This is a genomic window from Luteimonas sp. TWI596 (assembly GCF_039674105.1).
Classification (GTDB): Bacteria; Pseudomonadota; Gammaproteobacteria; order Xanthomonadales; family Xanthomonadaceae; genus Luteimonas.
On sequence record NZ_JBDJMU010000007.1, the window covers coordinates 141,828 to 164,604 of the forward strand.

Here is a 22,777-nt window from a genome sequence, read left to right on the forward strand (position 1 = left end):
GATGCGCCTTCACGCGGATCTGCCGAAGTGCCGCTCGCTTCAATCGCTGCTCGGCCTCGAGGCGGAACGCCAGCCCACGCAGGCGTTCGGTGGTGAAGCGCTCACCATGCGGGGAGACCAGCTCGCGGCCTGCCATCCGCCAGCCAGCCCACGGGCCGTGGAGCTCCGTTCTGTTGTGGACAACGCGGTCGTAGTGGGCGCTGTCCGACTCACGGTTACAGTGGAAGCACGTGAGCATGGCGTTCTCCGTAGATGAGACGGACGATCCATGCTGCTGCCCAACGCGTCGCCGCCCTCGAACTTCGCATAATGTACAGTCCCGTCAGCCCTTGCACCGGTATCCGCGCTCTGTGCTGCCAGTGCCGTCAGAGAGGGCATGGCCAACACAACCAGTAACGCCGTGGTCGCCGCGAGCTGCTTCCAGAACTTTCGCTCGGGTGACGTCAAAGCCGCGGCTTTCATGATCTCGATCGCGGCTTTTTCTGGCGTCGGGTGCCCCTGCACCTTCAAGGCCTCTGCGACAACCCACACCTGCGGCACCCGCTTGCCAGTCCGGTAATGCGAAATCGCGCCGTCAGAGATCCCCAGCTTTGGAGCCAATTGCGAGTAGTTCTTCAGTCCCGACGCGTCCAGCGTGCGCTGAAAGAATGCGTCCCACTCCATGATTGTCTCCAGCTGTCAACTACGGCCGTAAGCTACAGGTGTTGACGGCTACGGGTGTAGCCGATTACCCTCCGGCCCGTCAGGCTACACCTGTAGCCCGTCCGCCCTCGTCCCCGGTGCCCTAGCCGGGGCAGGGCGTCTAGGGCTGCTGGGGCGACAGGGGATAGGGATGCACGACTACGACGCACGCGCCGAGCTCGAGAAGCTCGGCCGCCTGACCGAGGCCGCCGCCTCGAAGGCCGCAGCCGCCCAAGCTCGTGGCTGCTCTCAGATCGCCTCACTGTGGGAGCAGGCCTCCCGTGACTACGCCGACTCTGCGGCCCTCATCGCTTGGGTCCGCCGCGGCGATCTAATTTGTGACGAGTCACAAAAGGCTGCCTCCTAATGCGAATTCTCATCCGCACCTCGGTTGGCCTGCTCACGTTCATGGCTATGGCATGCGCCTTCAGCGGCGAATGGCTCCTGGCCTGCCTCAGTGTCCTTCTTGGCGCCGCGGGCGTCTTCCTTGACGGCCTCTTGCCCGAGGCTCCGCGCCGTGGCTGACGCTTTTCACCAGTCCAGTGCCGCAAGCGAACCGGCGGAGCCGGTTGGCCCGGGCAGTAACACGGGCCAAAAGTCTCAAACGTCCGGATCGCTCACCGCTCCGATCATCGACTTCTGTGTAGCGGTCCTCGACAGCGAGAAGGCCAAGAAGCTCACCCGCAACATGCCCATGACCGAAGTGCTCCGGTACGTGTTCGGCACGGGCAGCTCAATCGCGGTCGGTCCTCTGCAGGACCGCGTTTTCAACTTCTACCAGCGCTCCGCGACGATGGTCGATGGCCTCGGCGAGGTGTGCGGGAAGATCGGTCTCCGCGACGACGGGGCTATCCAGATCAGCCTGACGGGGCAGGGGTGCGCCTACGTCCCCTCCTGGCATCAGGTGGCCGACCGCCTCGATGACCTGCACGCACGTGTCTCCCACGTCGATATCGCTATCGACGATCTGACCGGCGAAACCTTCGATATCCAGACCTTTCTCGATCACTACGAAGCGGGCGACTTCACCATGAACGGACGGCCTCCTACCGCACAGCACGTTAGCGACATGGGCAGCGGCAAGGGTTGCTCGTTCTACGTCGGCCAGCGCGGCCACAAGCAGCTCAACGTGTACGAGAAGGGCAAGCAGCTCGGCGATCCCGAGTCGCGCCACACGCGATGCGAGCTGCGCCTTTACGCCAAGCGCATCGATGTCACTAACGACGTGTTGCGTAATCCCGGCAAGTGGTTCGGTGCGGCGTATCCGATGCTCGAAGCGTTCGTGATCGGCGAGGTCGAGCGCCTCGGTCTGCGCGAGCAAATCGTGGACACCAGCGTCGGCGCGGCCGAACGCTTCCTGCGCACCCAAACCGGCACGACGCTCGGCGTCTTCGCCGCCTGTTTCGACGGCCCCGAGGAGTTCTACGCGTGGCTGCAGAAGACCGTTCTCCGGACTGATCGCCCCGGACGATGGAAAGCAATTCAAGGCGATCTCCACGCGCACGTTCGCGCATCCCTAGACCGATCCCTCCAAGAGGCCATGAACCATGAAGATCACGATCCATTCCAATCTCGTTGACGAGAAGCGCTGGCAGAAGGGCGACCGCTCCGGCGTCATCCGCACGCAGACCGCCGTCGCCGAGTGCGAAAAGTTCCGCCAGACCATCCGCCTCGACCTGGGCACCCTGCCGCCTTACGAAGCGGGCGAGTACACGGTCAACCTGGAAGACGCCATCAGCGTCGGTGACTTCGGCGACCTGAAGCTCGCGCGCCGCCTGCCGCTCCAGCGCGTCAGCAGGCCGGCAACGGCCGCCGCCAAGGCCGCCTGACCATGTGGCACGTCCTCGCCACAGCGCATCCGTACGCGCTCCTGTCGCTCGGTTTCTCGGTCGGCGTGATCGCGTCCGGGTTCACTGCCGCGCTCTGCATTGTGCGCTGCCGGCGGGGGCACTGAGATGCCCCGCGTTCTCGCGTGTATCGACCCGTCACCACTTCCAGATGGCCAGTGCCAAACGACGGCGTGGATCGAACAAGGCGGGATCGCGGACATGCTGCCGACGATGTATCAGGCGAACGTCGTCGGGGGAGCGTTCTTCGGATCGCTCGTCATCATCGCCTTCGTGAAACGAACCCTCAAACCACCTCGCTAAAGGAACCGCTATGAACCGCAAGACCATCGAAACCGCGCTGATCCGTGCCAAGGGCAAGGCCGCGCACCTCCGCAACCGCGTCGGCGGCGGCATGCTCGTCGCTATGGCGTCCGTCCCGGCGTTCGCGCAGAACACCGCCGACATCGAGGCCATCAAGGCCGACATCGATGCATGGAAGCCCGTCGTCGTCGGCCTCGTGATCGCCTTCGCTGTCGTGCTGTGGGCCATCCGCGCCGCCAGCCTCGCCAAGCCGCGCTGATTCATCGCGCAACCAAGCAGGGGCCTTCGGGCCCCTGCGTTTTCAGGGGGACCCACATGCAACAGCTCACCTTCGCCGAACACCTGTTTCCGCTGATTGCGTTGCTCTGGTGGATCTGCGCCGGTGTCATCGCCTCGACGGATTGGGACTGATGCGCCTCGGCCAACTCATTGCTCGCACGGCGGTCCGGCGCGTTGCCTGGATCGTCATCAGCGCCATCGTCTACGCAGCCCTGTCGTGGTTCGCTCCTGCGCACGCAGCATGCAATGGCTCTCAATGCACCGATCGCGCGTCTGCATACGCGCTCGCACAGTCGAGAGCGCGCGACTACGCTGGGCCGAATGGTCGTGTCGAGTTCGGCGATGTTACGCGTGGCCACTGGACCGATCGTGGCGAGAATTGGCGCGTGGTTTTCCGCGGCTGGGATCCGGAGGGCCGTCGAATTGATGCCTTGGCTTACTGGCCCGTAGGCTCCGACTGCCCCAACGGCGGCACCTGGGATGATTCCTCGCAGTCCTGTAAGAAGCAGTGCATCGGCCAGCCCGACGTAACCGTCAATCGCCCGCCGTTCTTGCCGGCCGGTATGGGCAATCCAAGCAGCTTCGGTCAGTGCTCCGGCGGCTGCTACGTCCAGTTCCAGAATATGCACGACGGCACGTACGTGGGCGTCCACGTCAGCAACGCCGCATGCGATACGCCCGGCCTTCCGGACAGTGAGACATGCGCCGCTGTCGGTCGTGTCAGTGGTCCTTGGGGCTGCATGGACGCCCCGAAGGAATGCACCGGCGACCAGATCAAGGACCCGCTGACCGGTGAGTGCAAAGCCGGTTGTCCCGCCGGCATGGTGGTCACGCTCGAAGGCTCCTGTAAGCCCCAGGCCGACACCTGTCCACCTGGTCAGATCAAATCGCCTGTAGGCGGTTGCCTGCCCGGCGAGGGCACATGTGCTGCCGGCGAAGCACGCGGCAAGGACGGCACCTGCAAGCGCGACAGCGACGGCGACGGCACGCCCGATAGCGAGCAGGGCGGGGAAGGGGACGACGACGAAGGCGACGGCACCGAGTTTGCCGGCGGCGACGACTGCAGCCGTCCGCCGTCTTGCAGCGGTAGCCCCGTTATGTGCGGTCAGGCCCGCATCCAGTGGCGCATCGAGTGCAACACGCGTCGCAAAGTCAACATCAGTGGCGGCACCTGTGGCGCCATGCCGGTGTGTACCGGTGAGAACTGCAACGCGATGGAATACGCCCAGCTGATCCAGCAGTGGAAAGCCGCGTGCGCGCTTGAGAAGCTTTCCACCGGCGACACGGGGCCGGGTGGTGACGGTGACGGCGATGGCCTTCTCGATTGGATGAAGGGCGTTCGCGACGCCGACACCCAGGCCGCGAACCACATCGCCGCGCAGGGCGATGGCCTCGAAGGCGTCAACGTCGATGACGTGTGGCGCAAGCCGCAGGACGGCGATGGCCAAGGCATCCGCGACAACCTGTTCGGCGGTGGGTCTCCGGCCCAGTGCAGCATCCCGGGAGGCTGGACCATTGCCGGCCAGGACATCACGCCACCCGCTCCGTTCTGGACGCTCATGAACTGGCTGGGCTGGCTGTTCCCGGCGCTCGCCTATCTCTGGCTCGCTCAAAAACTGGGGGACTGACATGCCCGCTCTAACCGCTCTGCTCGCCGCTCTCGGCCCATGGATTGCTCGCTTCTTCTTCATGAAGGGTGCTCTGCTGTTCACCAGCTTCCTAGGTCGCATCGGCCTTGTGCTCGCCACCAACGAGTTCGTCATGGAACCGCTGATCGATCACGTTACCCGCGCCTGGAACGCCATTCCGTCCGACTGGCAGTGCTGGTTCGGCTTGCTCGGTGTCACGAAGATGGCATCGATCATGGTCACCGGCATGAGCCTGCTCGGCGCCAAGCGCGTCTTCTTCTCCAAGTCCTGACGCCCATGTCCGCAATCGCCAAAACCGCATCGATCACGCTCATCACCGCTGTTCCCGGCAGTGGCAAGACTCTTCGCGCCGTCTGGTACGCACGCGAGGCTGTGAAGCTGGATGAAACGGTGTTCTGGTCGAACATCAACGGCATGGCCGTGGTAGGCACGTTCGAGTTTGCCGACCCGACACGCTGGGAAGAGCTGCCCGCCGGCTCTGTCCTCATCGTGGACGAGGCGCAGAAGTTTTTCCGCGCCGGCGTTGGCTCCGGCGCCAACCTCCCGTCGTACATCGCCGCGATGGAAGAGATCCGCCACCGCGGAATCCGCCTCATTCTGCTCACGCAGCACCCGGCCCTGATCCACGCCAATATCCGCGCGCTCGTCGGCTTCCATGAGCACCTGGTCCGTGAGAATGGCAAGGAAAGCGCCATCGTCTACACGCGCTCCAAGGTCATCGACAACGTGCGCAGCGACAAGGCGCTCGCCGCCGAGGATCACCATAGCTGGGCATTCCCGAAGGACTGCTATGAGCTCTACAAGTCGGCCGAGGTCCACACGTTCAAGCGGACCATCCCGCGCAAGTACATCCGCGCCGCGATCATGGCGTTGGCCGCTGCCGCAATCTTCGGCCTGTGCGTATGGAAGGTGCAGAGCAACATCGCCGGTCCGGATGGAGGGCAGGGGGTCGCCCCAGCCGCGCAAGCGGCGTCCCAGCCGCCTAGCGGCTGGGGCGGCCCCCAGTCCCTCAACAACGGTCCTCGCTGGGCATCTGCGACTGACTACGCGCAGGACCACTTGCCTCGCTTCGGCACCATGCCGTGGACCGCGCCGATCTACGATGATCGTCCGCGCACCACCGATCCGCAGGTGTACTGCATGAGCTCGTCCGGTGGCATCGATGCCAACGGCAAGCGCAAGGGTCCGTCGTGTGGATGCCTGACAGAGCAGGGCACGCGCTACGAGCTCGGCCCGGCCGAATGCCGCACCGTCGCCCGTGACGGCATGCCCTACAACCCGTACCGCGCCAGCATGCCGCAGCAGCCCGTCCAGGTCGCTGCGGCACCAGCTCCCGGTATCGACCTCGGCGGCGCGCCCCGAGCTGCACACGGCTCAGGAGGGCCATACGGCTCGACGGCCAGCTACGGCGACTATGGCATCCACACGGTGCGGTATCCCGGTCGAAGTGTTCGCGACCGCTAAATAGTGGCGCGTCACTCAATCTCACGGACCGGTGACCCGACGAACGGTCATTGACATTTAGTGACGCGTCACTATAATTGAATCATCGAACGGAGACGATGCCATGCGCGACCAACACGACACCCAGACCAGCGAGTTGATCCCGGCTAAGCGCGGCCGTCCGTGCAAGCGCCCTGAAATGGGGCCGATGACGCCTGCAGAGCGCGCCCAGGCGTACCGCTCACGTCGGCGTTCCCGTGCTGGTCTGGCGCGCGATGACGCACGCCGAGCTGACGCTCGTCGCAAGCTTGTTGATTTCGACTGGCTGCGCGATTACACCGACGCGCAGCTCCTCGAGGCGATCCGCCTCCAGGTTGCAGATGTTCGCGAAGTCGATACGAAGTCGGGCAGGGCGGCTGCAGCCAAGCTCGTCGCCGAGCTGGCCAGGCGCTATCCCGCAGCGTGATGCGTCACGAAATCTAGCAACGACCGGCGTCGGTCCAGGCGCCGTCGCGCTTTACCAGTCGGGTTCCGCTGTAGCAACGCACCTGGTCGGGGCCGGATTCCGCATCTACGCGCGCTCGCCATGCCGCTGCGCGCGCCAAGTCGCGCTCCAGTTGCAGCCGGGCGAGCTCCTCGCGGGCTTGCAGCTGTTCCGGTGTCGGGGCAGGTAATGCCGGCTTGGCCACGGACCGCGCGCTCTGCGACAGGGCTCGACGTTCGTCGCCTGTCACCTGAAGTTGGTACACCGCCGCGGCCGTGATGAGCATGCCGGCGATCGCCAGTATTCCGCCGATGATCACTCCCGGCTTCCAATCCTTGGCCTTTGCGCGCTGATCGATCCGCGCGTCGATGCGATGCTCCATGGCGTCCCCCTGCGATGCCTGGGCGCATCGTACACCGGGTGCAGGGCAGCGCCCTGCGGAGACGCTCCTACGCCGACCGGCCGAAGTGCCGCTCGCGCCAGTCGCGGAGATCCACGACCACGACCTTGACCACCTGCTGACGCGCTTTTCGTGACGCGTTCCGAAGACGGGCACGCTCCAATCGCTGCTCGGCCTCAAGGCGGAACGCCAGCCCACGCAGACGCTCGGTCGTGAAGCGCTGGCCCTCCGGGGAGACCAGTTCACGACCAGCCATCCGCCAGCCAGCCCACGGGCCGTGGAGCTCTGTTCGGTTGTGGACCACGCGGTCGTAGTGGGCGCTGTCCGACTCACGGTTACAGTTGAAGCACGTGGGCATGGCGATCTCCGTAGATGAGACGGACGATCCAGCGTGCCAGTTGCCTTATCAGCGCCCGCCCACGGAACTTCGCATAATGTACATTATGTTCGTTTCCGAGCATGGCTCACGAAGCTGCTGCGACGCAGGCGGCAACATGGCCTGCCGGCATGGAGATCGGCGCATGCGTGATCGAGCACTGACCGGCCCTTGGGCCGGTTTTGCTTTCCGGCGCGGAAAGCTTGTCAGCCCCGAGGGCCGCGAGTTCGAGCCCGAAGACCTCGCCTATCTGGCGTTGACCGTGGGCATCGCCCAGGAGTGGCGCCGGATGATGCAGGAACACCGCGAAGACCGCGGCTACCGACGCGACGGGACGGTTGTGCACTTCCGGGATGCGGTCCGCCGCCGATACACCCGGCGGGCTTGCATGGTGGATGACTCGGGGCCGGGACCTGGGCTGCGCGCGAACGTGCTACGGGCTCTCACGCGCTGACGGCCGAAGCGGTCACCGTGGGCGCTGCCCACACCCGGTGTACGATGCCGCCCAGCACTACAGGGAGCGAATCTAGACATGACACGGAAGCAAGCGAGCAACGGCTACCAAGCGTGGACATACGCCCTGGCCGGGCTACTGGCACTCACGAACGCCGCGTGGTTCCTATCGAGCCGGATCAAGGCAAACGACCACGCGGCCGCGCTGGCTGCAGCTACCGCGCCAGCACCGACGCGCGAGCGCGTGGTGTACGAATACCGGGAGCGACCACAGCCGCAATCGGCGAACACCCGAAGCAGCTTCCAGCGAGCACTGGCACCGAACGAACAATGCCGCAGCGGGTTCGTATTCACGCGCGACGGCAACGCGTGGGGGTCAACAGGCGAACGATGCGACCCGACGCTACTTTGAGTCGTGACGCGTCACGAAATCACCGCCCGACCCCCTGCCCCACATAGCGACCGGTCTGGATGCCGTAATCGCCGTAGCTAGGCATCGTCCAAGTCGCGCCAGGAGCGCCGTTACCAGCAGCGGCACGCGCCTCGTAGATGCGCTGAGCATCGGCCATGTGCCGCTGTCCGAGTTGCTCGCCGTCAACGCGATAGCCGTCGCCGATGCGGTTGGCGCGGTACGGCTCGTACTGCCCACCAGAGGCGACGAGAAGGCACGCAGCGGTCTCCAGCAGGTAGCGGGTGCCCTGATCGGTGATACAGCCGCAACTCGGCTTGCCGGGCTTCCCATTGGCATCCAGCCCCTCCCCCGTAGAAGACATGCAGAACACGCGCGGCGGGTCCATTGGCACCTGCAAGTGGTCGTAGGCGGGCGCGCTCCACGGCTGCGACGGAATACGCGGCTGGAACCGGGCGATGTACTCGTCGGGCGTGAGCGTGCGAGCGGCGCGGTCGTCGCCCACCGTCGCTGACGCTCCGTTGGGCGCCGCCGCGTCCGTGGCGGTCGCGGCCGGAGGTGGTAGCGCATCGGCGTCGCCGCGGAACCGATCACCCATGGAGCCGAACACCCACACGACGTACAGCAAGCCAATGGGACCACCGATACCGAGCGCAAAGTAGTACCAGGGAACACGGCGTTCAGTGGTGTCCATTTCGGTGGACTGATACGTGCCCATCGGACGCTTGGGCAGCTTGCGCCGACGCGTGACGATCGGCGTCACCTTCTCGGCATTGGCCTCGAAGCGGTCGAACTCGCGCAGCTGCACGTAGTCGGTGCCGAACATGCGACGCACGTGCACGTGTCGCTCGATCAGGTCGTGCACGAACTGATCGCACTGTTTATCGGGCGACTGGCTGACGAAGATGAAATCGAGACCGCGATGGCGATGCTTGGCAAGCTGCTCGACGTGTTCGGGCACCTTGGCGCCAGGCGGGCGCTTCGGAAGCATCTGATGCTCGTAGGCTTCGTCAACTAGGGCGACGGCGCCATCGGGCAGGAAGTTCATCCAGTCGCGGAACTGCTCGGGCGTCATCTCCAACACGCCGGTCTTGCAGTAGTCGAATTGCCGGATATTGCACGCGTAGACGATGCGGCCCTTGTCCTTGAATTCGAGCAGCTTCTCGATCGCGTGCAGCGTCTTGCCGTGGCCGGGCTGGCCAGTGAACCAGTAGATCATGGTCAGCCCCCCAGCGAGTTGGCGACGCTGGTCGGCACGATGAACGTGCGCCACGCGAGCCGAACGGTCAGGGCCGACAGGATCATCGACATCGCCTTGCCGATGCCGATGGCGCCCATCATGTTGAGAGCGTCGGCCGGCATGCCCGATAGGTAACCCATCAAGAAAGCTTTGAGGTTCGGCAAGATCGACTCGAAGGTGACCATGGTGAGGCCGAACGTGCCGAGCACCTTGCCGACGATTCCGGCAGCGGCGAGCTTAAACGCACCGAGCAAGTGCTTGATGCCGCCTGTGATCCACTCCCAGACCTTACCCATATTGCTTCCCCAGTAGGATTTGAAGCGCGGTGTACGCGCCGAAGATCAGAATGAGCGCACGCATCACGCGCACGATGTCGCACCACTGCGGCACGTCCTGCGTTCCGATCGCGGAGCCCATGAGCGAGAACGACATCTGCGGGCATGTGCCGCCGCCGACCAAGTCGGATTCGTCCAGCAAGCTGGGCCCGACACGCAAGCCAAAGCGCGTGGCGTTCTCGACATCCTCGCCGTCGTCTTCGCCACCGGGCACGGCCGGGGCGTCGCCCTTCGTCCACTCGGGCTGATTCTCGCCGCAGATTTCGGCACGCATGGCGCGCAGCTTGACGGCATTGGCATCGTCGCCTTCGACGTGGAACGCGGCTTCGCAGTCGCCCACGTCGCCAGAGACCTTGACAGCATTTCCAGCCTCGACGGCGCACCGCGTGGCCCACGCCTGCGTCGCGACCATCTCCAACATCGGATCAGACACGATCGGTCGGCTATCGCAGTCGCCGCCACCGCTGGCGCTGCCCTTGTCGTCGTCGTCGTCAGTGTCGGTGCTGGCATCGTCGGGACGGCCCTGATTGCCGCTGCCGGCATTGGTGCCGTGGATGGTCGTGTAGTTGGTCGTCGTGGTGGTCGTCTTGCTCCCCTGCCCTCCACTACCGTCGCCTGCCGTGGTCGTCGTCGTGATCGACTGGCCGGACTTGCGGAGGGTGTCGCCGCTCGGGAGGTCAAGCTTGGGCGTGATTGGCTGATCGCCAGCGTTTCGCACCTGGGCGACAGCGCCATCGGTCTTGGTGCCGGTCTCGCCGGGTTTCCAGCAGATTTGACGACCCTTGGCGGACGTAGCGCAGTGGTCACCATTGCGACGAATGCAATACGTCTGACCATCGGCAGCAGGCGAGCAAACTTGCGGCTTGTCCTCCTTAACTTCTTCGAGCGTGTTGGCGCCGGGAATGAAGACATCAGGGACGTCCGACGTACACACGCCGGTCATACGGAATTCGCCATTACACAATTGCAGCCCAGTGTCGGAATTGATAACGCTGCAAGAGCCAGTGCCGGGCGTCATCGTGAGCATGCACCCACCGGTACAGCGCGAGTGAAACGGCTTGGAGGTCTGGACACCGAAGCCCCCACCAGACTTGTTGTGCGCCTCGCACTCTTCGGGCGTGGGACTGCATTGCCCGTTCGACATCATCACCGCGCCGCCGTCACAGGATTCGCGGCGACACATCTGCGTCGCATCGTCCCAGGTGCCCCCGTTGGGGCAGTCGGAGCCTACGGGCCAGTACGCAAAGGCATCAATTCGACGTCCCTCGGTGTCGAAACCCCGAAACATCACACGCCAGTTCTCACCCGCGTTGGTCCAGTAGCCGCGTGTAACGTTGGCGAACTCAACACGACCATTCGGACCAGCGTAGTCACGCGCTCGGGATTGCGCGAGCGCGTATGCCGACGCGCGATCTGTGCACTGACTGCCGCTGCAAGACGCCTGCGCGTGAGCGGGCAAGACCAGAGCAAGGACGGCGTAGATGACGACACCCACGACGATCCAGACAACGCGCCGGATCGCGGTGCGGGCGATGAAGTTGCCCAGGCGCATCACACGCCCTCAAACGCGATCCACACCGCGCCGCAAATCGCGATGATGACGAAGTAACCCATGACGTTCTCCCCGAAAGAAACCGGGCCTCGCGAAGAGGCCCGGGAGTTGGATCAGATCGGGCGATCAGCGCGCCGACCGCTTGATGTAAGACCAGACCAGCAGGGCGCCCAGCAGAACGGCAACAGCGGCGAACACCAAGCCCATTTCGGACTTGCCGCTGGAAAGCTCACCAGCGACGGCGGCGCCCTCGCCTTCGGCCAGCGCGAGGCCGGACGCGGCCATGCCGGTGATGCCCGCGGAAATCTTGCCGCCAGTGGTGCGCAGCGCGGAGGCGGCGCGATCGGTGAAACGAACGATGTTGCTCTTCATGGTTACTCTCTCTCTCTCGATGACGGGCGGAATTGCCCAGGTGGATCAGAAATGCCCCACGCGCGCGGCCCGGAAGACCATTCGCGCTTTCAAGCCCAGCGCCCAGCACCCCACGATGGAGAACGCGACGATGGACCCATCAGCCGCCGACAGGGGCGGAATCACCGGCTGGTGGTACGGCAGGTGCACCGGCACCGCGCATGAGCCGTCCTGCTGCACATGCTCGGCAGCACAGGCGACGACGTAGAACGGGGCCGGGGCACTCATGGGTTACGCCTTCTTCGGCGGGTCGAGGGGACCGACCAGCCGTACGCGGCGGCCGAACTTCAAGCCGCCGTATTCGTTGACCTCGACACTAGACAGGTCGAGTTGATAGAGACCGGGCGGATAGGGCCGCTGGTCGTCGTCCAATTGGACATTGAAGGGCTGCGGGAAATCCTCGCCGGTTTCGATAGCGGCCTTCTGCTCGCGAAAATGGATTTCCTTACGGTCTGCGCGTGCGGGAATCGTGCGGGTATGCACGGCGTCGGATTTGACGATGATGTGGCTCATGCGATTGCCTCTAGTTTCCAAGCGATGACCCGGCCCTTGTCGAAGTAGACGCGCCACGGCGAGGGCCAGAATTCGCCAGTGCGTTTATCGGCGTAACCGCCGGGAACCTTGCGGATGTCGGCATCGACGCCGAGGGCGTCGCGCGCATCCTGAGGAGACTTCCACCAGCGCAGTTCACGCTTGGATTCGTCGTTGAGACCACCGACGCCGTGCGTGCGGAAGCCCTTGGGGAATGCTTCGGCCATTGCGCCGCAGAACTTGGACGCATACTTGGCGAGATAGCCGACCGCGTTACGGGCGCGCTCAATCTTGGTCATGCCATGAGGCCACCACCCTGCCCTGTCAGCCTTCGGCAGGTAGTAGCCGCGAGGAATCCAGATCAATAGGTGGTAGTGGGGTCGCAGGGCTTTGGTGAGTTCTCCGACCCAGAGATAACGGAACAGCGGACGCCCATGCCCCTTTCGTCCTGCAACTTTATGGAAGAAGCGCCGGACGCCTCGAACCAGATTGCTAACGTCGCGAGGGCTGCTGTCACCTCCCGCTCTGTAGGTCGCCGTGAGCATGTACCACGCACCACGCTGCGAGCCTTTCCGCGCTTCCTGGTCATGCAATCTCGCTCCCGTAATTACGCTCTTCCGGAGGCGAGTAGCCCGGATGCGGTTTTGATCGAGTTCGACCGAAACGCGGCCGATGCGTGGCGCTGGGCCACTTGTTGAAGAAGGGACAAGCCCAAGGCCGGCCGCTTCGCGGCCAGCCTTCGACGCGAACGGAAGGCACGTCGCGACGAGCGCAGACGCGTCGGCAGTGCGACGCGCCCAAGCCGCTTCGATCACTTCAGGCGTAAGGCAACCGTCAGCCATGGAGAGCCGCCTTGCGAGCGCGAATGGCACGAATGCGACGGCGGCGCGCATGAGCGTGGAGACGGTCGTACCACCAGCCAAAGTCGGTGTAGAGCAGCACCATGCCGCCGATGGTGATCATCCAGAGTTGGACGAGTACGCGGCCGAGTTCTTGAATCTCGGACGGCTGAACGATCGCACAGGTCATGACTGCACCGCCGCGCGCTCGCGCTCGCAAGTCAGCCAAACGCCGCGCCACTCGGCGACGCGAGGGTCACCGAACAAATCGCGGTTGGAGCCGGGGCGTGCGTTCTCGGCCAGGAGACCGGCATAACGCTCGAAGGCCGCATCGGAGGCGGCGTCGATGACGTGCTGCATGGTCATGCGAGCACCTCGGGAAAATTGCGCTTGATGTCGGCGGCGACTTCGCGGTGACCGGCCGCAGCGCGGACCCACATATCAGCGAAGTAGAAATCGCCCTGATCACGCCAATACTCGGCGCGCTTGTCGGCGGCGTCTGCCAAGCGTTCAAGCTCCGCAAGTTGGAGCCGTGCGTCGAAGTCTTCCATGGTCTTTCCCCTGCACCCCCTACCCGGTATCCCGGTCACCCTCGGGGGGTGCCGAGGGGCCGGGCGGTTAACCGAATCGGTGAACCGACTGGGAAGGTGCACTGATTTGCTTAACTCGTCAAGCGCGAGTAGCGTAATTCACTGAACTTCCCGACGAACGGTCATCCGGAGCCCGCCATGAGCTACGCGGCACAACTACTCGAAGCTGTCAAGGACGCATGCGGCTATGAGAACTACAGCGAAGTCGCGGATGCCTTGGGCGTGAACAAGACTGCCGTCAGCCAATGGCGCCACGGCAAGGGTTCGCCGATGCCGCCAGAGCGAGTGATGCAACTGTGCGAGATGGCATCCATCGCCGATCCGGGGCCGTGGCTGGTGGGCATCCAGGCAGACGCGGTGCGAATCACGGCCGTGCGCCGTGCGCTGGAATCGGTGTTGGACCGAGCCCGCCCGAGCGTGGCGAAGGTCGCGACGCTCGGGGTCGTTTTGCTCGCCTCCTTCGGCCTCGGCGGCACGCAAACCGCTGACGCATCAACGGGTTACGCGTCCAACAACGGGACGAATGTACATTATGTAAATTACCGGAGCGGACTCAGGGAATAGTCCACCCGATGAAGATGAAATCCGTACTGCTCGGCATCGTGGGCGGCGCAGCACTGAGTGTCGCGGGTTTGGCCACAGCGCAGAGTTGTCTGGCACCCCATTGTTGGGACCGCTACGTTGCCTGTTTGGACGATCCGTCTACGACGACGGTCGGCTGTGAAGGCATGTACCGCCGTTGCATCGCTGAGGCCTGCGCTTAGCTTAGCCATCAGTCCACCTCCATGAGGCCGCTATCCAGTGGCCTCATGGGGTGTCGGCATCTCCATGCACAGACGCAGCGCATGTCATTGAACCGCGGCAGCAACCTGCTCCACCCGCGATAGCTTGTCGGGGTTACGCATGATGAAGATGTCGGACAGGCGCCCAGTCTCGTCATAGGAGAAAGAGGCTGCCGCGGTCACCGTCCCCGTCGCGTCGCGCAGGATCAGGCCCAGGTGGCCATTGAAGATCACGCGCTCGAAGGCGTAGTCGGCCCACCAGATATGCAGGCCCGCTGCGATGAACCGCAGCACTTCGCCCTCCCCGACCATGATCCGGCGCGCCGCAGAAACCTTTCCGCCGCCGTCGGCGGCAAGACGCACGTCTCGCGAGAGGAGCAGCGCAAGCTGCTCGGTCTGTCCGCTACGGATGGCGCGTTCGAAGGCGGTCAGCAGTTCAGTCTGTCGCGCCGGCGGTGTGATGTGCCGCACACGCGGATGCCCGACGTGCGCATGGGCGCGCGAGACGAGTTTCCGGCACGCCGGTTCCTGCATGTCCAGTGCCTTGGCGATGTCCGTGTAGTCCATCTCGAAGATCTCGTGCAGCAGGTAGGCCGCGCGTTCCCTCGGGGTCAGCCGTTCGAGCAGCAGCAGGAAGGCCGACGTCAGCGTCGACGCCAGCTCAGCGGCGGCCTGCGGCTCGATGTCGTCGGCAATGCGCAGTGGCTCGGGCAGCCAGGTGCCGACGTAGTCGACTCGGTTGCGATGGGCATTGCGCAGCAGGTCCAGGCAATGCCGGGTGCACGCGGTGGTCAGCCAGGCGCCTGCGGACACGATTGTCGCGCGATCGGCCCGCTGCCATTTCAGGTAGGTGTCCTGCACCGCATCTTCCGCATCGGCCCGCGAGCCGAGCAGCCGATACGCCAGGCCGAGCAGCCCAGGGCGGGCGTGATCGAATGCGGCGATGCCATCGTCGGGCCGATCGGTCATGTCAGTGATTGGCGATCGCGATGCGGTTCCACTGGTTGATCATCGCCACTTCCACGGTCAGCGCCGCGATCATCGGGTCTTCGAAGTGTGTGCGCAACTGCGTGCGCAACGCCCCGATGTCCGGCTCTCGATCGCCACCGAGACGCGTCAGTGCCTCCGTCCAGGCCAATGCGGCGCGTTCGGCCGGGGTGTAGTCCGTCATGTGCCGCCAGCCGGCGAGATGGTCGAGACGTGCGTTGGTCTCGCCGTCCGCCCTCGCCTCACGGGTGTGCATGCGGATGCAATACGCGCAGCCGTTGATCTGTGAGGCGCGCAGATGAATCAGGTGGCGCAAGGCCTGCGGTAGTCCGTGGCGATCGTTGGCTGTGTGCACGGCGAGTAGTGCGCGATAGACATCGGGCAGTACTCGGTCGACCGGCACCGGTTGTGAGGGGGAATCGGTGGCGTGCATCGTCAGTCTCCAGCGCGGGCGCGTGTGCCCAGATATAGGTTTGACGATTCGGCACGCTGGGATGTGACGCGTCGACGGCTCCAGTGGCTGACGCGCGGTTGCAGCCCACTCAGGGCGGCCACGCGATCCAGTCTCCGGGCGTCAACACCTGCACCGGAACATCCCGTTGTCGGGCGACGGCACGGAGTGCGCCGATGGGATCGTCCACCTCGACGTAGGCCTCCATGTCACGAACCCCATAATGGATCGGCACCAACGTGCGCGCGCCCAGAATCGCGGCCGCGGCCACTGCCTGCTCGGGCGTCAGCACACCGGGCAAGCCACTGACGGGGCGTCGCCACCCGAACCGGGCACCGTTGACCGGCAGGAACACCGCGTCGAACGGCCCGAACTGACGGCCGATCCGCCACCAATGGCCGTGCCATAGCGTGTCGCCGCCATGGAAAATGCGCCGCCCGCCAGCGGACACGACCCACGAGACCTGGGTGTCTCCATAGCCATCGGCTGCTGGCACGGGCGTGGCGGTGAAGTCGCCGATCAGCTGCGGCTCCCAGAGCGGGCTCGGCCTGGCACGGACGCCGTCAGGCAACGGGCTGGGGTGGAGCCCGGCTGGATAGGCGAACACGCCGCCTTGTCGCAAGGCAGATGCGGTCGCCTGGAGATCGAAGTGGTCCGAATGGCCATGCGTGATCAGCACACTGGCCTCGCCGATGGCATCGCCCACCGGCACAAGTGTGTCTGGAAGCGAAGCGCCCCACGCCTGCGGATCGACGAGCGGGTCGATGAACAGTGTCGCCTCCGGCAATTGCAGCCGGATCCCCGCCCAGGCCAAACGCTGGATCCGCAGCGGTTGTGGTGCGGCCGCCGCGCTGCAGACCGCACTCGGCAGCACCATCGTCGCGGCCAGGCCCGTGCAGCCCGTCAGAAAGCGCCTGCGGCCGGAATCGACCGGCCGGGCGCGTGCGACGGCCCTCATGCGCCCTGCTCCATCGACGCCAGCGCCGCATCCAGCGCGAAGATGGATTGCGCGACGATCGCTTCGAGATTGTGGGTGTGCCATGCGCGCTCGAAGGCGACCGGCACGACGCCCGGTGCGACACAGTCCTCGATCCGGATCTCGGCAATGCGTGCCGCGACCGTGTCCGGCGATGCCTGCCTGCGGATGCGCACGACGTGCCGCTGGATGTTGTCGAGATACTGTTGGGCGTGCTCGAGCACCGTTGCATCGAAGACGCCGATGTGTCCACCGATGATTCGCGCGCGCCCGAACTGACGGATCCGACCGATGGCGGCGCGCTGCAATTGCGGATCGGCTTTCGACAGGTACACGATGTTCCCGACAATGTTGTCGCCCACGCAGGCCAGATCAGCGCTCGGCACGTCCACGCTGACGTGATCCATGGACTTGCCCGGGTTGTAGAGCAGGCGCAACTGGTGCCGGCCCCAGCGCAGCGCCATGTCGTTGAAGACGAAGTCAGGTTCTCGGTAGAACGCGTCGACGCGGCGATTCTGCGACAGGAAGGTCTGCCGGTGGTGCCGGTGCGCCAGGACCCGAGCACCGGGAAATTGCACCAGGCCCGCGATGTGGTCACTCATGAAGTGTGTGGTCGCGATCAGGCGCACCGTCTTCCCCATCTGTCCGCACAAGGTGTCGCGCAGCCACGCCGCGTCGGCTTCGCTGCCCAGTGCATCGACCAGCAGCACCTCGTCGTGGTCGACGAACGCGGTGGCGACGGATTCGACCTCATCGCCGACAAACATCACTACATCCGAACACAATTCCTCGACGCGCATGGCAGTTGTCCTGTGGGAAGCCCGCGCATGGTCGCGATGCTGCGCGCACGCGACAAACGAGTTGTGTTGTCGTTCGCATCAGAAAAACTAACGCGATACGATGCTTGCCGCCTCGAACGGTCGCACCTCTTGTGAGATCTCGCCGCCCCGCTCCGCTCAATGCGCTCCGCACCTTCGAGGCGGCGGCGCGCCATCTGAGTTTCAATGCCGCGGCCCGTCAGTTGTTCGTGACCCCGGCCGCGGTCAGCCATCAGGTCAAGCAACTGGAGGCGTATCTCGGGCTGCCTCTGTTCCAGCGTCATCACCGTGCGGTCGAGCTCACCGAAGCGGGCCAGGCACTGGCGGCGACGCTGGGCGAGGTGTTCGGGCATCTGGATCGGGCACTGGACCAGGCGATGTCCCAGGCCGCAACGGTGCTGCGGGTGACAACGCTCGAATCCTTTGCGGCGAAGTGGCTGGTGCCGCGGCTGCATCGTTTCCATCGGGTATGGCCCGGCATCCAGGTCCGGATCGAAACCGGCGACGCCCCGGCGGACTTCGTGCGCGATGGCCTCGATGTGGGGCTTCGCTATGGCGCCGGCGGCTATACGGACGTGCATGCGGAACGCCTGATGGATGCGCCGGTGTTCCCCGTCTGCGCGCCTGCCCTGTTGCACGGCCCCCATCCGCTGCACGCGCCTGCCGACCTGCGCCACCACACGCTCCTGCACGATCGGACGGCGGTCGGCCGGCCCGGCGTACCCGGCTGGGTGGACTGGCTCGCGGCTGCAGGTGCGGCCGACGCCGACGCCGGCACCGGGCCGGTGTTCACCAGCGCCTACCTCGCGCAGGAAGCTGCGATCGCCGGGCACGGGGTGGCACTGGGAATCGGTCCGCTGGTCGCGGACGACCTTCAGCAAGGCCGGCTGGTCCAACCCTACGCGCAGGCGTCGGAGAATGCGTACGCGTTCTGGCTGGTGCGCCGCGACACGCCGGTGCCGACGCCGGCCGTGGACGCGTTCTGCCAGTGGCTGCGCGATGAGGTCTCGAACGAGCGCGCCGTCGCCCGGTGATCGGGCGACGGCCGAAGGCCCTCCTCCGCGCCTGCGCGGGGGCTTTGCCTAGAATCGCGCGGCGTAACGCAGACTGAGCCGGGTGCCTTCGGAGCGATCCTTCGCCAAGGTCTCGATGTACGCCGCGGCGTGCAGTGAGACGGCGCCACGCGACCAGCCCAGTGCGGGCCCGACACCCACAATGCGCTCGCGTCCCGGTTGTGGAACGCCGTCGATGCGGTCGTCGGTGACCTGGACCAGCGCGTACAGCGCAGCGCCGATGCGCAGGTCCTGGCCAGCCGAACGCGAGATCGATGCGTTGAGATGCACCGCTTGCCCGGCCTGCACGTCGGCGGCGTCGAGATCGGGCGCGGGATCGTGGTTGGCACGGGTCCACAGGTAGTGCACGCGACCGCTGAGCTCCCAGGCATCGGACCGCTCCCAGGTGAACGCGTAGTGCGGATTGAACTGCAGCACGTTGCGTCCCGCGTCCAGGCGGCCGGGCGTGCTGTAGCGTCCGGTGGGCGGGGTCACATTGAGGTTGAGGCGCTGCCAGAACGGCCGTCCGCCGAGGCGCGTCTGCGGCCATTGCAGAATCAGCGGACTGATGAAGACATCGCCGAGGCCGTGCGTGTGCACAGGGCTGTCGTGCGCGGGCGTGCTTTGCGCATGGACCCACGGCACGATGAGTTCTCCACCCCAATGGGCGCCCAGGACGCGGCGGTTGGAGATCACGCTGAGCTGGCCGAGCAGCACCACGGATTCGAACTGCGCTGCATCGAGCGTACGTTGCCCACGGTCATCCCGAAACCGTTGCGCACGATGCGCCGACAGGGTCAGCTGGGCCATCCAGCCCGGCCCAGCGATCCCGTCCTGAAACGTACTGTCACCGAGGTTCACCGGCGGCAGCGTCACGTCCGCCTGCGCCTGGCACATCGATCCCCCGGCCAAGGCGAGCACAGCGATGCCGGCAATCGCCCTCATTGGCCTGGCGCCAACGGGTGCCGGCCGGCAGGCGCGGCGTGCATCGCCAGCAGGGCGATCAGCACCAGCGGCAGTGCCACCCAGTGCCAGCTCCCGGCGCTGGCCACGCCTGCGGCGAGTACCGGGCCGATGACGATCCCGACGTTATTGCCTTGCGTGGCCAGGCCCACGATCGAGCCGAGCGTGCCCGGTCGCCTGGCCAGGCGCGGCGCCGCATCGAAGATCGCGACCGGAATGAATGCCCCGACGAACGAGAACAGCACACACAGCAGGTAAGCCAGTTCGCCGGGCAGTGGCAGGGCCAGAATGCCCAGACTGCACAGCGCCAGGGTCGCGAAGCTCGCGCGCAGGATCCGGGGCGCGTCGAGGCCGCGCTGCAGCAGCATGCCGCCGGCCAGACATCCGGCTGCGCCGGCCAGAACGGCGATCGCGCTGAGCATGCCGGCGGTGGATCCGCCGACCCCGAGACGCTCGCCAAGGAGCGTCGGCAGGAATCCGAACAGGGCGAAGAACATCGCGGTGTAGGCGCAGAACTGGCCGGCGAGCCACCATGCGCCCCTGTCTTCGAGCACCCGTCGCAGGCCGTGCCGCCAGTGGCGGCCCTCGCCCTGCCCCTCGGTTGGACGCAGATCCCGTGTGCCCGACACCAGGACCAGTGCATACACAGCCAGCAGGGCCGCATTCGCCCACCACAGGCCGCGCCATCCCAGGGTGGCCAGTCCCGGTGCCGCGAACAGCACAAGCGCCATCCCCAGGGGCATGAACATCGCCCACGCGGCGAACGCCTGCTTGCGTGTCGCGGGGGACGTTGCCGCCACCACCAGCACAGGCGCGGCCACGGTCACGGCGAGAAAACCCAGCCCTTCCAGCGCCCGTGCCGCCAGCAGCAGGCCAAGGCCCGGTGCCATCGCGCCCAGCGCCGAGCCGACCGCCTGCAGCAGCAGCCCGGCGACGACCGTCGGGCGCGCCTGAATCCGGTCCGACACCGCCCCGACCAGCACGCTGACCAGCGCCCCGACCATCGCGAACGCCGACAGCACCCAGGAGGCGGCCGACAAGTCCACGCCCAGATCCAGGCGGATCGATTCCAGCGCCAGGGTCGCCTTGCCCACCTGGAAGGCGGAGACGATGCCCGCACCAACGACCAGCGACAGCGCGAGCCGGTCCCTCGTGGCAGCCATGGGCACGGGCCCATCTAGGCGATGCGAGGTCATGGTGACGCCTCCCCTCGCAGCCCGGCGTGCCCGGCCAGGGCCGCGGCGATCCGGGCCACATGGGCGCCCTGGAACCGGGCGCCTTCCAGTTCGTTGGCGCTGGGCTGGCGATCGCGGTCGTTCTCTGCACTGGCCAGCGTCGATGCCCCGTACGGCGTTCCGCCGGTCACCTCGTCCATGCGCAGCTGGCCCTTGAACGTGTACGGCAGGCCCACGATCACCATGCCCAGATGCAGCAACACGGTGTGGGTGGACTGGAGCGTGGTTTCCTGGCCGCCGTGTTGGCTGCCGGTCGATGTGAACGCACTGCCGACTTTCCCCACCAGCGCATCGCGGACCCAGAGTCCGCCGGTCTGGTCGAGGAAATTCTTCATCTGCGCGGCCATGTTGCCGTAGCGCGTCGGCGTGCCCACGACGATCGCGTCGTACTCCGGCAACTCGGCCACGGTCGCGACCGGAGCGGACTGGTCGGTTCTGTAACCCGCGCGGCTGGCCACGCCTTCGGGCACCAGTTCGGGCACCCGCTTGACCGCAACCTCGGCGCCGGCGCCCCGGGCGCCGTCGGCAACCGCGTGCGCCATCGTTTCGATATGGCCGTAGGCCGAGTAGTACAGCACCAGAACCCTGGGCATGCGAAGTATCTCCACGGGAATCGTGGCCACCTTCGCAGCGCCATCCGATCTACGGAAGTGCTAATATTTTGCTCGATCCGATCGATGGAATAGATCAATGATCGACGGCCTGACCCTCGACCAACTGCGCGTCCTGGTGGCCGTGGCCGACACCGGAAGCTTCCGCGCGGCCGCAAAGCGCATCCGGCGGGTGCAATCTGCGGTGAGTCACGCAATCGCAAGTCTGGAGACGCAATTGGGGGTACGCCTGTTCGACCGTTCCGGTCGTCGGCCGGCCCTGACCCCCGAGGGGCGTGCCCTGCTCGCCGATGCCCGGGGCATCGTGCTGCGGGCCGATGCGATGCGCGCCCGCGCACGCGGATTGGGCGAAGGTGTGGAACTGGGCCTGTCGCTGGTCGTCGATACGCTGTTCCCGATCCACGCGGTCGCCCACGCCCTCGACGCGATGCATCGACACTACCCGTCCGTCGCCGTGCGTCTGCGTGCAGCCCCATTGGGCGAGCCGCTGGCCGCGCTGCGCGAGGGACGTTGCACGCTCGCCATCACCGTGGGCGAAGAGTTCCGGGAGCCGGAGATCCAGCTCGAGGCTTTGTCGCCGGTGGCGTTCGTCGCGGTGGCCGCAGCCGGCCATCCGCTGGCCAGCCCGCCCGGCGGCCTGACGCCATCGGCGCTGGCCGAGCATCTGCAGATCGTGCTCGAAGACGCCAGCGCACGGAGCGCGGACAAGGATTTCGGCGTGCTGTCGCCCAGCACCTGGCGGGTGGCCGGACAGGACATCAAGCACGTGATGATCAGCGAAGGCCTGGGCTGGGGCCGGTTGCCGCTGTGGGCCGTCGAGGCCGAACTGGCGTCGGGACGGTTGAAGCGGCTCGATGTCCCCGCGCTCGGTCAACACGGGCGCGTGGATCTCGCGTCGTATCTGGCGCACCGCAACGACCGCCCGCTCGGGCCCGCCGCCCGCGTCATGCGCGCCGCGCTGCGTTCACTTGCTCAGGCAACCCGGGCCGATGGTGCGGAGGCAGCGTCGCAAGGCCAGATGCGCTGACGATCCACACCGCGCTGGTGTGACGCGGACCGTGGCGCCGTCCTGCATGCGCG

At 65.8% G+C, this 22,777-nt stretch carries 30 protein-coding genes and 1 pseudogene; 12 read left to right on the forward strand and 19 right to left on the reverse strand.

The features are described 5' to 3' along the window. The first annotated feature begins 832 nt into the window (after positions 1-832). The 8 genes from ABE487_RS07565 (at position 833) to ABE487_RS07600 (ending at position 6,668) form a co-directional block, all read left to right on the forward strand. Positions 833-1,048: a hypothetical protein gene (locus ABE487_RS07565; RefSeq protein WP_346451855.1), complete on the forward strand. Its 216-nt coding sequence runs from the start codon at positions 833-835 to the stop codon at positions 1,046-1,048. Positions 1,049-1,198: 150 nt separating this feature from the next. Further along, positions 1,199-2,260, forward strand: coding sequence for a replication initiation factor domain-containing protein (locus tag ABE487_RS07570; protein WP_346451853.1), 1,062 nt, complete (start codon positions 1,199-1,201; stop codon positions 2,258-2,260). Then, the gene (locus ABE487_RS07575) at positions 2,229-2,510 is read left to right on the forward strand and encodes a single-stranded DNA-binding protein (RefSeq protein WP_346451851.1); all 282 of its coding nucleotides are present in this window, start codon (positions 2,229-2,231) and stop codon (positions 2,508-2,510) included. The genes ABE487_RS07570 and ABE487_RS07575 overlap by 32 nt, the downstream gene beginning before the upstream one ends. A 331-nt stretch (positions 2,511-2,841) precedes the next feature. Further along, complete coding sequence (locus ABE487_RS07580; protein WP_346451849.1) at positions 2,842-3,090, forward strand: hypothetical protein; 249 nt, start codon at positions 2,842-2,844, stop codon at positions 3,088-3,090. Positions 3,091-3,241: 151 nt separating this feature from the next. Next, positions 3,242-4,738 carry a hypothetical protein gene (locus ABE487_RS07585; protein ID WP_346451847.1) on the forward strand — a complete coding sequence of 499 codons (1,497 nt, stop codon included), beginning with the start codon at positions 3,242-3,244 and terminating at the stop codon, positions 4,736-4,738. 1 nt (position 4,739) lies between these two features. Further along, entirely contained in the window at positions 4,740-5,030 is a 291-nt protein-coding gene (locus ABE487_RS07590; protein ID WP_346451845.1) for a hypothetical protein, read from the forward strand. 5 nt (positions 5,031-5,035) lie between these two features. Next, positions 5,036-6,223 carry a zonular occludens toxin domain-containing protein gene (locus ABE487_RS07595; RefSeq protein ID WP_346452878.1) on the forward strand — a complete coding sequence of 396 codons (1,188 nt, stop codon included), beginning with the start codon at positions 5,036-5,038 and terminating at the stop codon, positions 6,221-6,223. Between the two features lie 103 nt (positions 6,224-6,326). Next, positions 6,327-6,668, forward strand: a complete 342-nt coding sequence (locus tag ABE487_RS07600; protein ID WP_346451841.1) for a hypothetical protein — start codon at positions 6,327-6,329, stop codon at positions 6,666-6,668. Between the two features lie 13 nt (positions 6,669-6,681). Here ABE487_RS07600 and ABE487_RS07605 read toward each other — a convergent pair whose 3' ends face one another. Together ABE487_RS07605 and ABE487_RS07610 are read right to left on the reverse strand one after the other, a co-directional pair. After that, positions 6,682-7,068: a hypothetical protein gene (locus ABE487_RS07605; RefSeq protein ID WP_346451839.1), complete on the reverse strand. Its 387-nt coding sequence runs from the start codon at positions 7,066-7,068 to the stop codon at positions 6,682-6,684. Between the two features lie 67 nt (positions 7,069-7,135). Then, positions 7,136-7,444, reverse strand: a complete 309-nt coding sequence (locus tag ABE487_RS07610) for a DUF3653 domain-containing protein (protein ID WP_346451837.1) — start codon at positions 7,442-7,444, stop codon at positions 7,136-7,138. Positions 7,445-7,607: 163 nt separating this feature from the next. Between ABE487_RS07610 and ABE487_RS07615 the strand changes: the two genes are divergently transcribed. After that, entirely contained in the window at positions 7,608-7,916 is a 309-nt protein-coding gene (locus ABE487_RS07615) for a DUF3653 domain-containing protein (RefSeq protein WP_346452879.1), read from the forward strand. A gap of 430 nt (positions 7,917-8,346) precedes the next feature. Here the strand turns inward: ABE487_RS07615 and ABE487_RS07620 are convergent, their stop codons facing one another. The 10 genes and pseudogenes from ABE487_RS07620 to ABE487_RS07665 form a co-directional block, all read right to left on the reverse strand. Beyond that, entirely contained in the window at positions 8,347-9,543 is a 1,197-nt protein-coding gene (locus ABE487_RS07620) for a zonular occludens toxin domain-containing protein (RefSeq protein ID WP_346451833.1), read from the reverse strand. A gap of 2 nt (positions 9,544-9,545) precedes the next feature. Continuing rightward, positions 9,546-9,860 carry a DUF2523 family protein gene (locus ABE487_RS07625; protein WP_346451831.1) on the reverse strand — a complete coding sequence of 105 codons (315 nt, stop codon included), beginning with the start codon at positions 9,858-9,860 and terminating at the stop codon, positions 9,546-9,548. Next, positions 9,853-11,451, reverse strand: coding sequence for a hypothetical protein (locus tag ABE487_RS07630; protein WP_346451830.1), 1,599 nt, complete (start codon positions 11,449-11,451; stop codon positions 9,853-9,855). The genes ABE487_RS07625 and ABE487_RS07630 overlap by 8 nt, the downstream gene beginning before the upstream one ends. 126 nt (positions 11,452-11,577) lie before the next feature. Beyond that, on the reverse strand, positions 11,578-11,823 hold the full coding sequence (locus tag ABE487_RS07635) for a hypothetical protein (RefSeq protein ID WP_346451828.1): 246 nt from the start codon (positions 11,821-11,823) through the stop codon (positions 11,578-11,580). A 45-nt stretch (positions 11,824-11,868) separates the two neighbouring features. Beyond that, positions 11,869-12,090, reverse strand: a complete 222-nt coding sequence (locus tag ABE487_RS07640) for a hypothetical protein (RefSeq protein ID WP_346451826.1) — start codon at positions 12,088-12,090, stop codon at positions 11,869-11,871. 3 nt (positions 12,091-12,093) lie between these two features. Further along, positions 12,094-12,375, reverse strand: coding sequence for a single-stranded DNA-binding protein (locus tag ABE487_RS07645; RefSeq protein WP_183426946.1), 282 nt, complete (start codon positions 12,373-12,375; stop codon positions 12,094-12,096). Continuing rightward, positions 12,372-13,064: pseudogene (locus ABE487_RS07650) on the reverse strand (replication initiation protein); the annotation flags it as partial. The gene ABE487_RS07645 and the pseudogene ABE487_RS07650, both read right to left, overlap by 4 nt. Before the next feature lie 163 nt (positions 13,065-13,227). Next, positions 13,228-13,422 (reverse strand): hypothetical protein, encoded by a 195-nt coding sequence (locus ABE487_RS07655; RefSeq protein WP_346451824.1) that lies wholly within the window; start codon positions 13,420-13,422, stop codon positions 13,228-13,230. Then, entirely contained in the window at positions 13,419-13,598 is a 180-nt protein-coding gene (locus ABE487_RS07660) for a hypothetical protein (protein WP_346451822.1), read from the reverse strand. Before ABE487_RS07660 ends, ABE487_RS07655 begins: the two co-directional genes overlap by 4 nt. After that, positions 13,595-13,783 (reverse strand): hypothetical protein, encoded by a 189-nt coding sequence (locus ABE487_RS07665; protein ID WP_346451820.1) that lies wholly within the window; start codon positions 13,781-13,783, stop codon positions 13,595-13,597. The genes ABE487_RS07660 and ABE487_RS07665 overlap by 4 nt, the downstream gene beginning before the upstream one ends. A 177-nt stretch (positions 13,784-13,960) precedes the next feature. Here ABE487_RS07665 and ABE487_RS07670 point away from each other — a divergent pair, with 177 nt between their 5' ends. Beyond that, a complete protein-coding gene (locus ABE487_RS07670; RefSeq protein WP_346451819.1) occupies positions 13,961-14,386 on the forward strand; it encodes a hypothetical protein in 426 nt (141 codons plus the stop codon). Between the two features lie 284 nt (positions 14,387-14,670). Here ABE487_RS07670 and sigJ read toward each other — a convergent pair whose 3' ends face one another. The 4 genes from sigJ to ABE487_RS07690 form a co-directional block, all read right to left on the reverse strand. Then, on the reverse strand, positions 14,671-15,573 hold the full coding sequence (gene sigJ / locus ABE487_RS07675; RefSeq protein ID WP_346451817.1) for an RNA polymerase sigma factor SigJ: 903 nt from the start codon (positions 15,571-15,573) through the stop codon (positions 14,671-14,673). Position 15,574: 1 nt separating this feature from the next. Continuing rightward, the gene (locus ABE487_RS07680; protein ID WP_346451815.1) at positions 15,575-16,024 is read right to left on the reverse strand and encodes a carboxymuconolactone decarboxylase family protein; all 450 of its coding nucleotides are present in this window, start codon (positions 16,022-16,024) and stop codon (positions 15,575-15,577) included. Between the two features lie 109 nt (positions 16,025-16,133). After that, positions 16,134-16,919, reverse strand: a complete 786-nt coding sequence (locus tag ABE487_RS07685; RefSeq protein ID WP_346452880.1) for an MBL fold metallo-hydrolase — start codon at positions 16,917-16,919, stop codon at positions 16,134-16,136. Between the two features lie 77 nt (positions 16,920-16,996). Then, entirely contained in the window at positions 16,997-17,818 is an 822-nt protein-coding gene (locus ABE487_RS07690; protein WP_346452881.1) for an MBL fold metallo-hydrolase, read from the reverse strand. 131 nt (positions 17,819-17,949) lie between these two features. Here ABE487_RS07690 and gcvA point away from each other — a divergent pair, with 131 nt between their 5' ends. Continuing rightward, on the forward strand, positions 17,950-18,870 hold the full coding sequence (gene gcvA / locus ABE487_RS07695; RefSeq protein ID WP_346451811.1) for a transcriptional regulator GcvA: 921 nt from the start codon (positions 17,950-17,952) through the stop codon (positions 18,868-18,870). A 48-nt stretch (positions 18,871-18,918) separates the two neighbouring features. Here gcvA and ABE487_RS07700 read toward each other — a convergent pair whose 3' ends face one another. From ABE487_RS07700 to wrbA, 3 genes are read right to left on the reverse strand one after another with little or no spacing between them, the layout of a single operon-like run. Beyond that, positions 18,919-19,833, reverse strand: a complete 915-nt coding sequence (locus ABE487_RS07700; protein WP_346451809.1) for a transporter — start codon at positions 19,831-19,833, stop codon at positions 18,919-18,921. Then, complete coding sequence (locus tag ABE487_RS07705) at positions 19,830-21,014, reverse strand: MFS transporter (RefSeq protein WP_346451807.1); 1,185 nt, start codon at positions 21,012-21,014, stop codon at positions 19,830-19,832. The genes ABE487_RS07700 and ABE487_RS07705 overlap by 4 nt, the downstream gene beginning before the upstream one ends. A 29-nt stretch (positions 21,015-21,043) precedes the next feature. Continuing rightward, positions 21,044-21,679, reverse strand: a complete 636-nt coding sequence (gene wrbA / locus ABE487_RS07710; protein WP_346451805.1) for an NAD(P)H:quinone oxidoreductase — start codon at positions 21,677-21,679, stop codon at positions 21,044-21,046. 97 nt (positions 21,680-21,776) lie between these two features. Between wrbA and ABE487_RS07715 the strand changes: the two genes are divergently transcribed. Next, positions 21,777-22,724, forward strand: coding sequence for a LysR family transcriptional regulator (locus ABE487_RS07715; protein WP_346451803.1), 948 nt, complete (start codon positions 21,777-21,779; stop codon positions 22,722-22,724). The last annotated feature ends 53 nt before the right edge of the window (positions 22,725-22,777 follow it).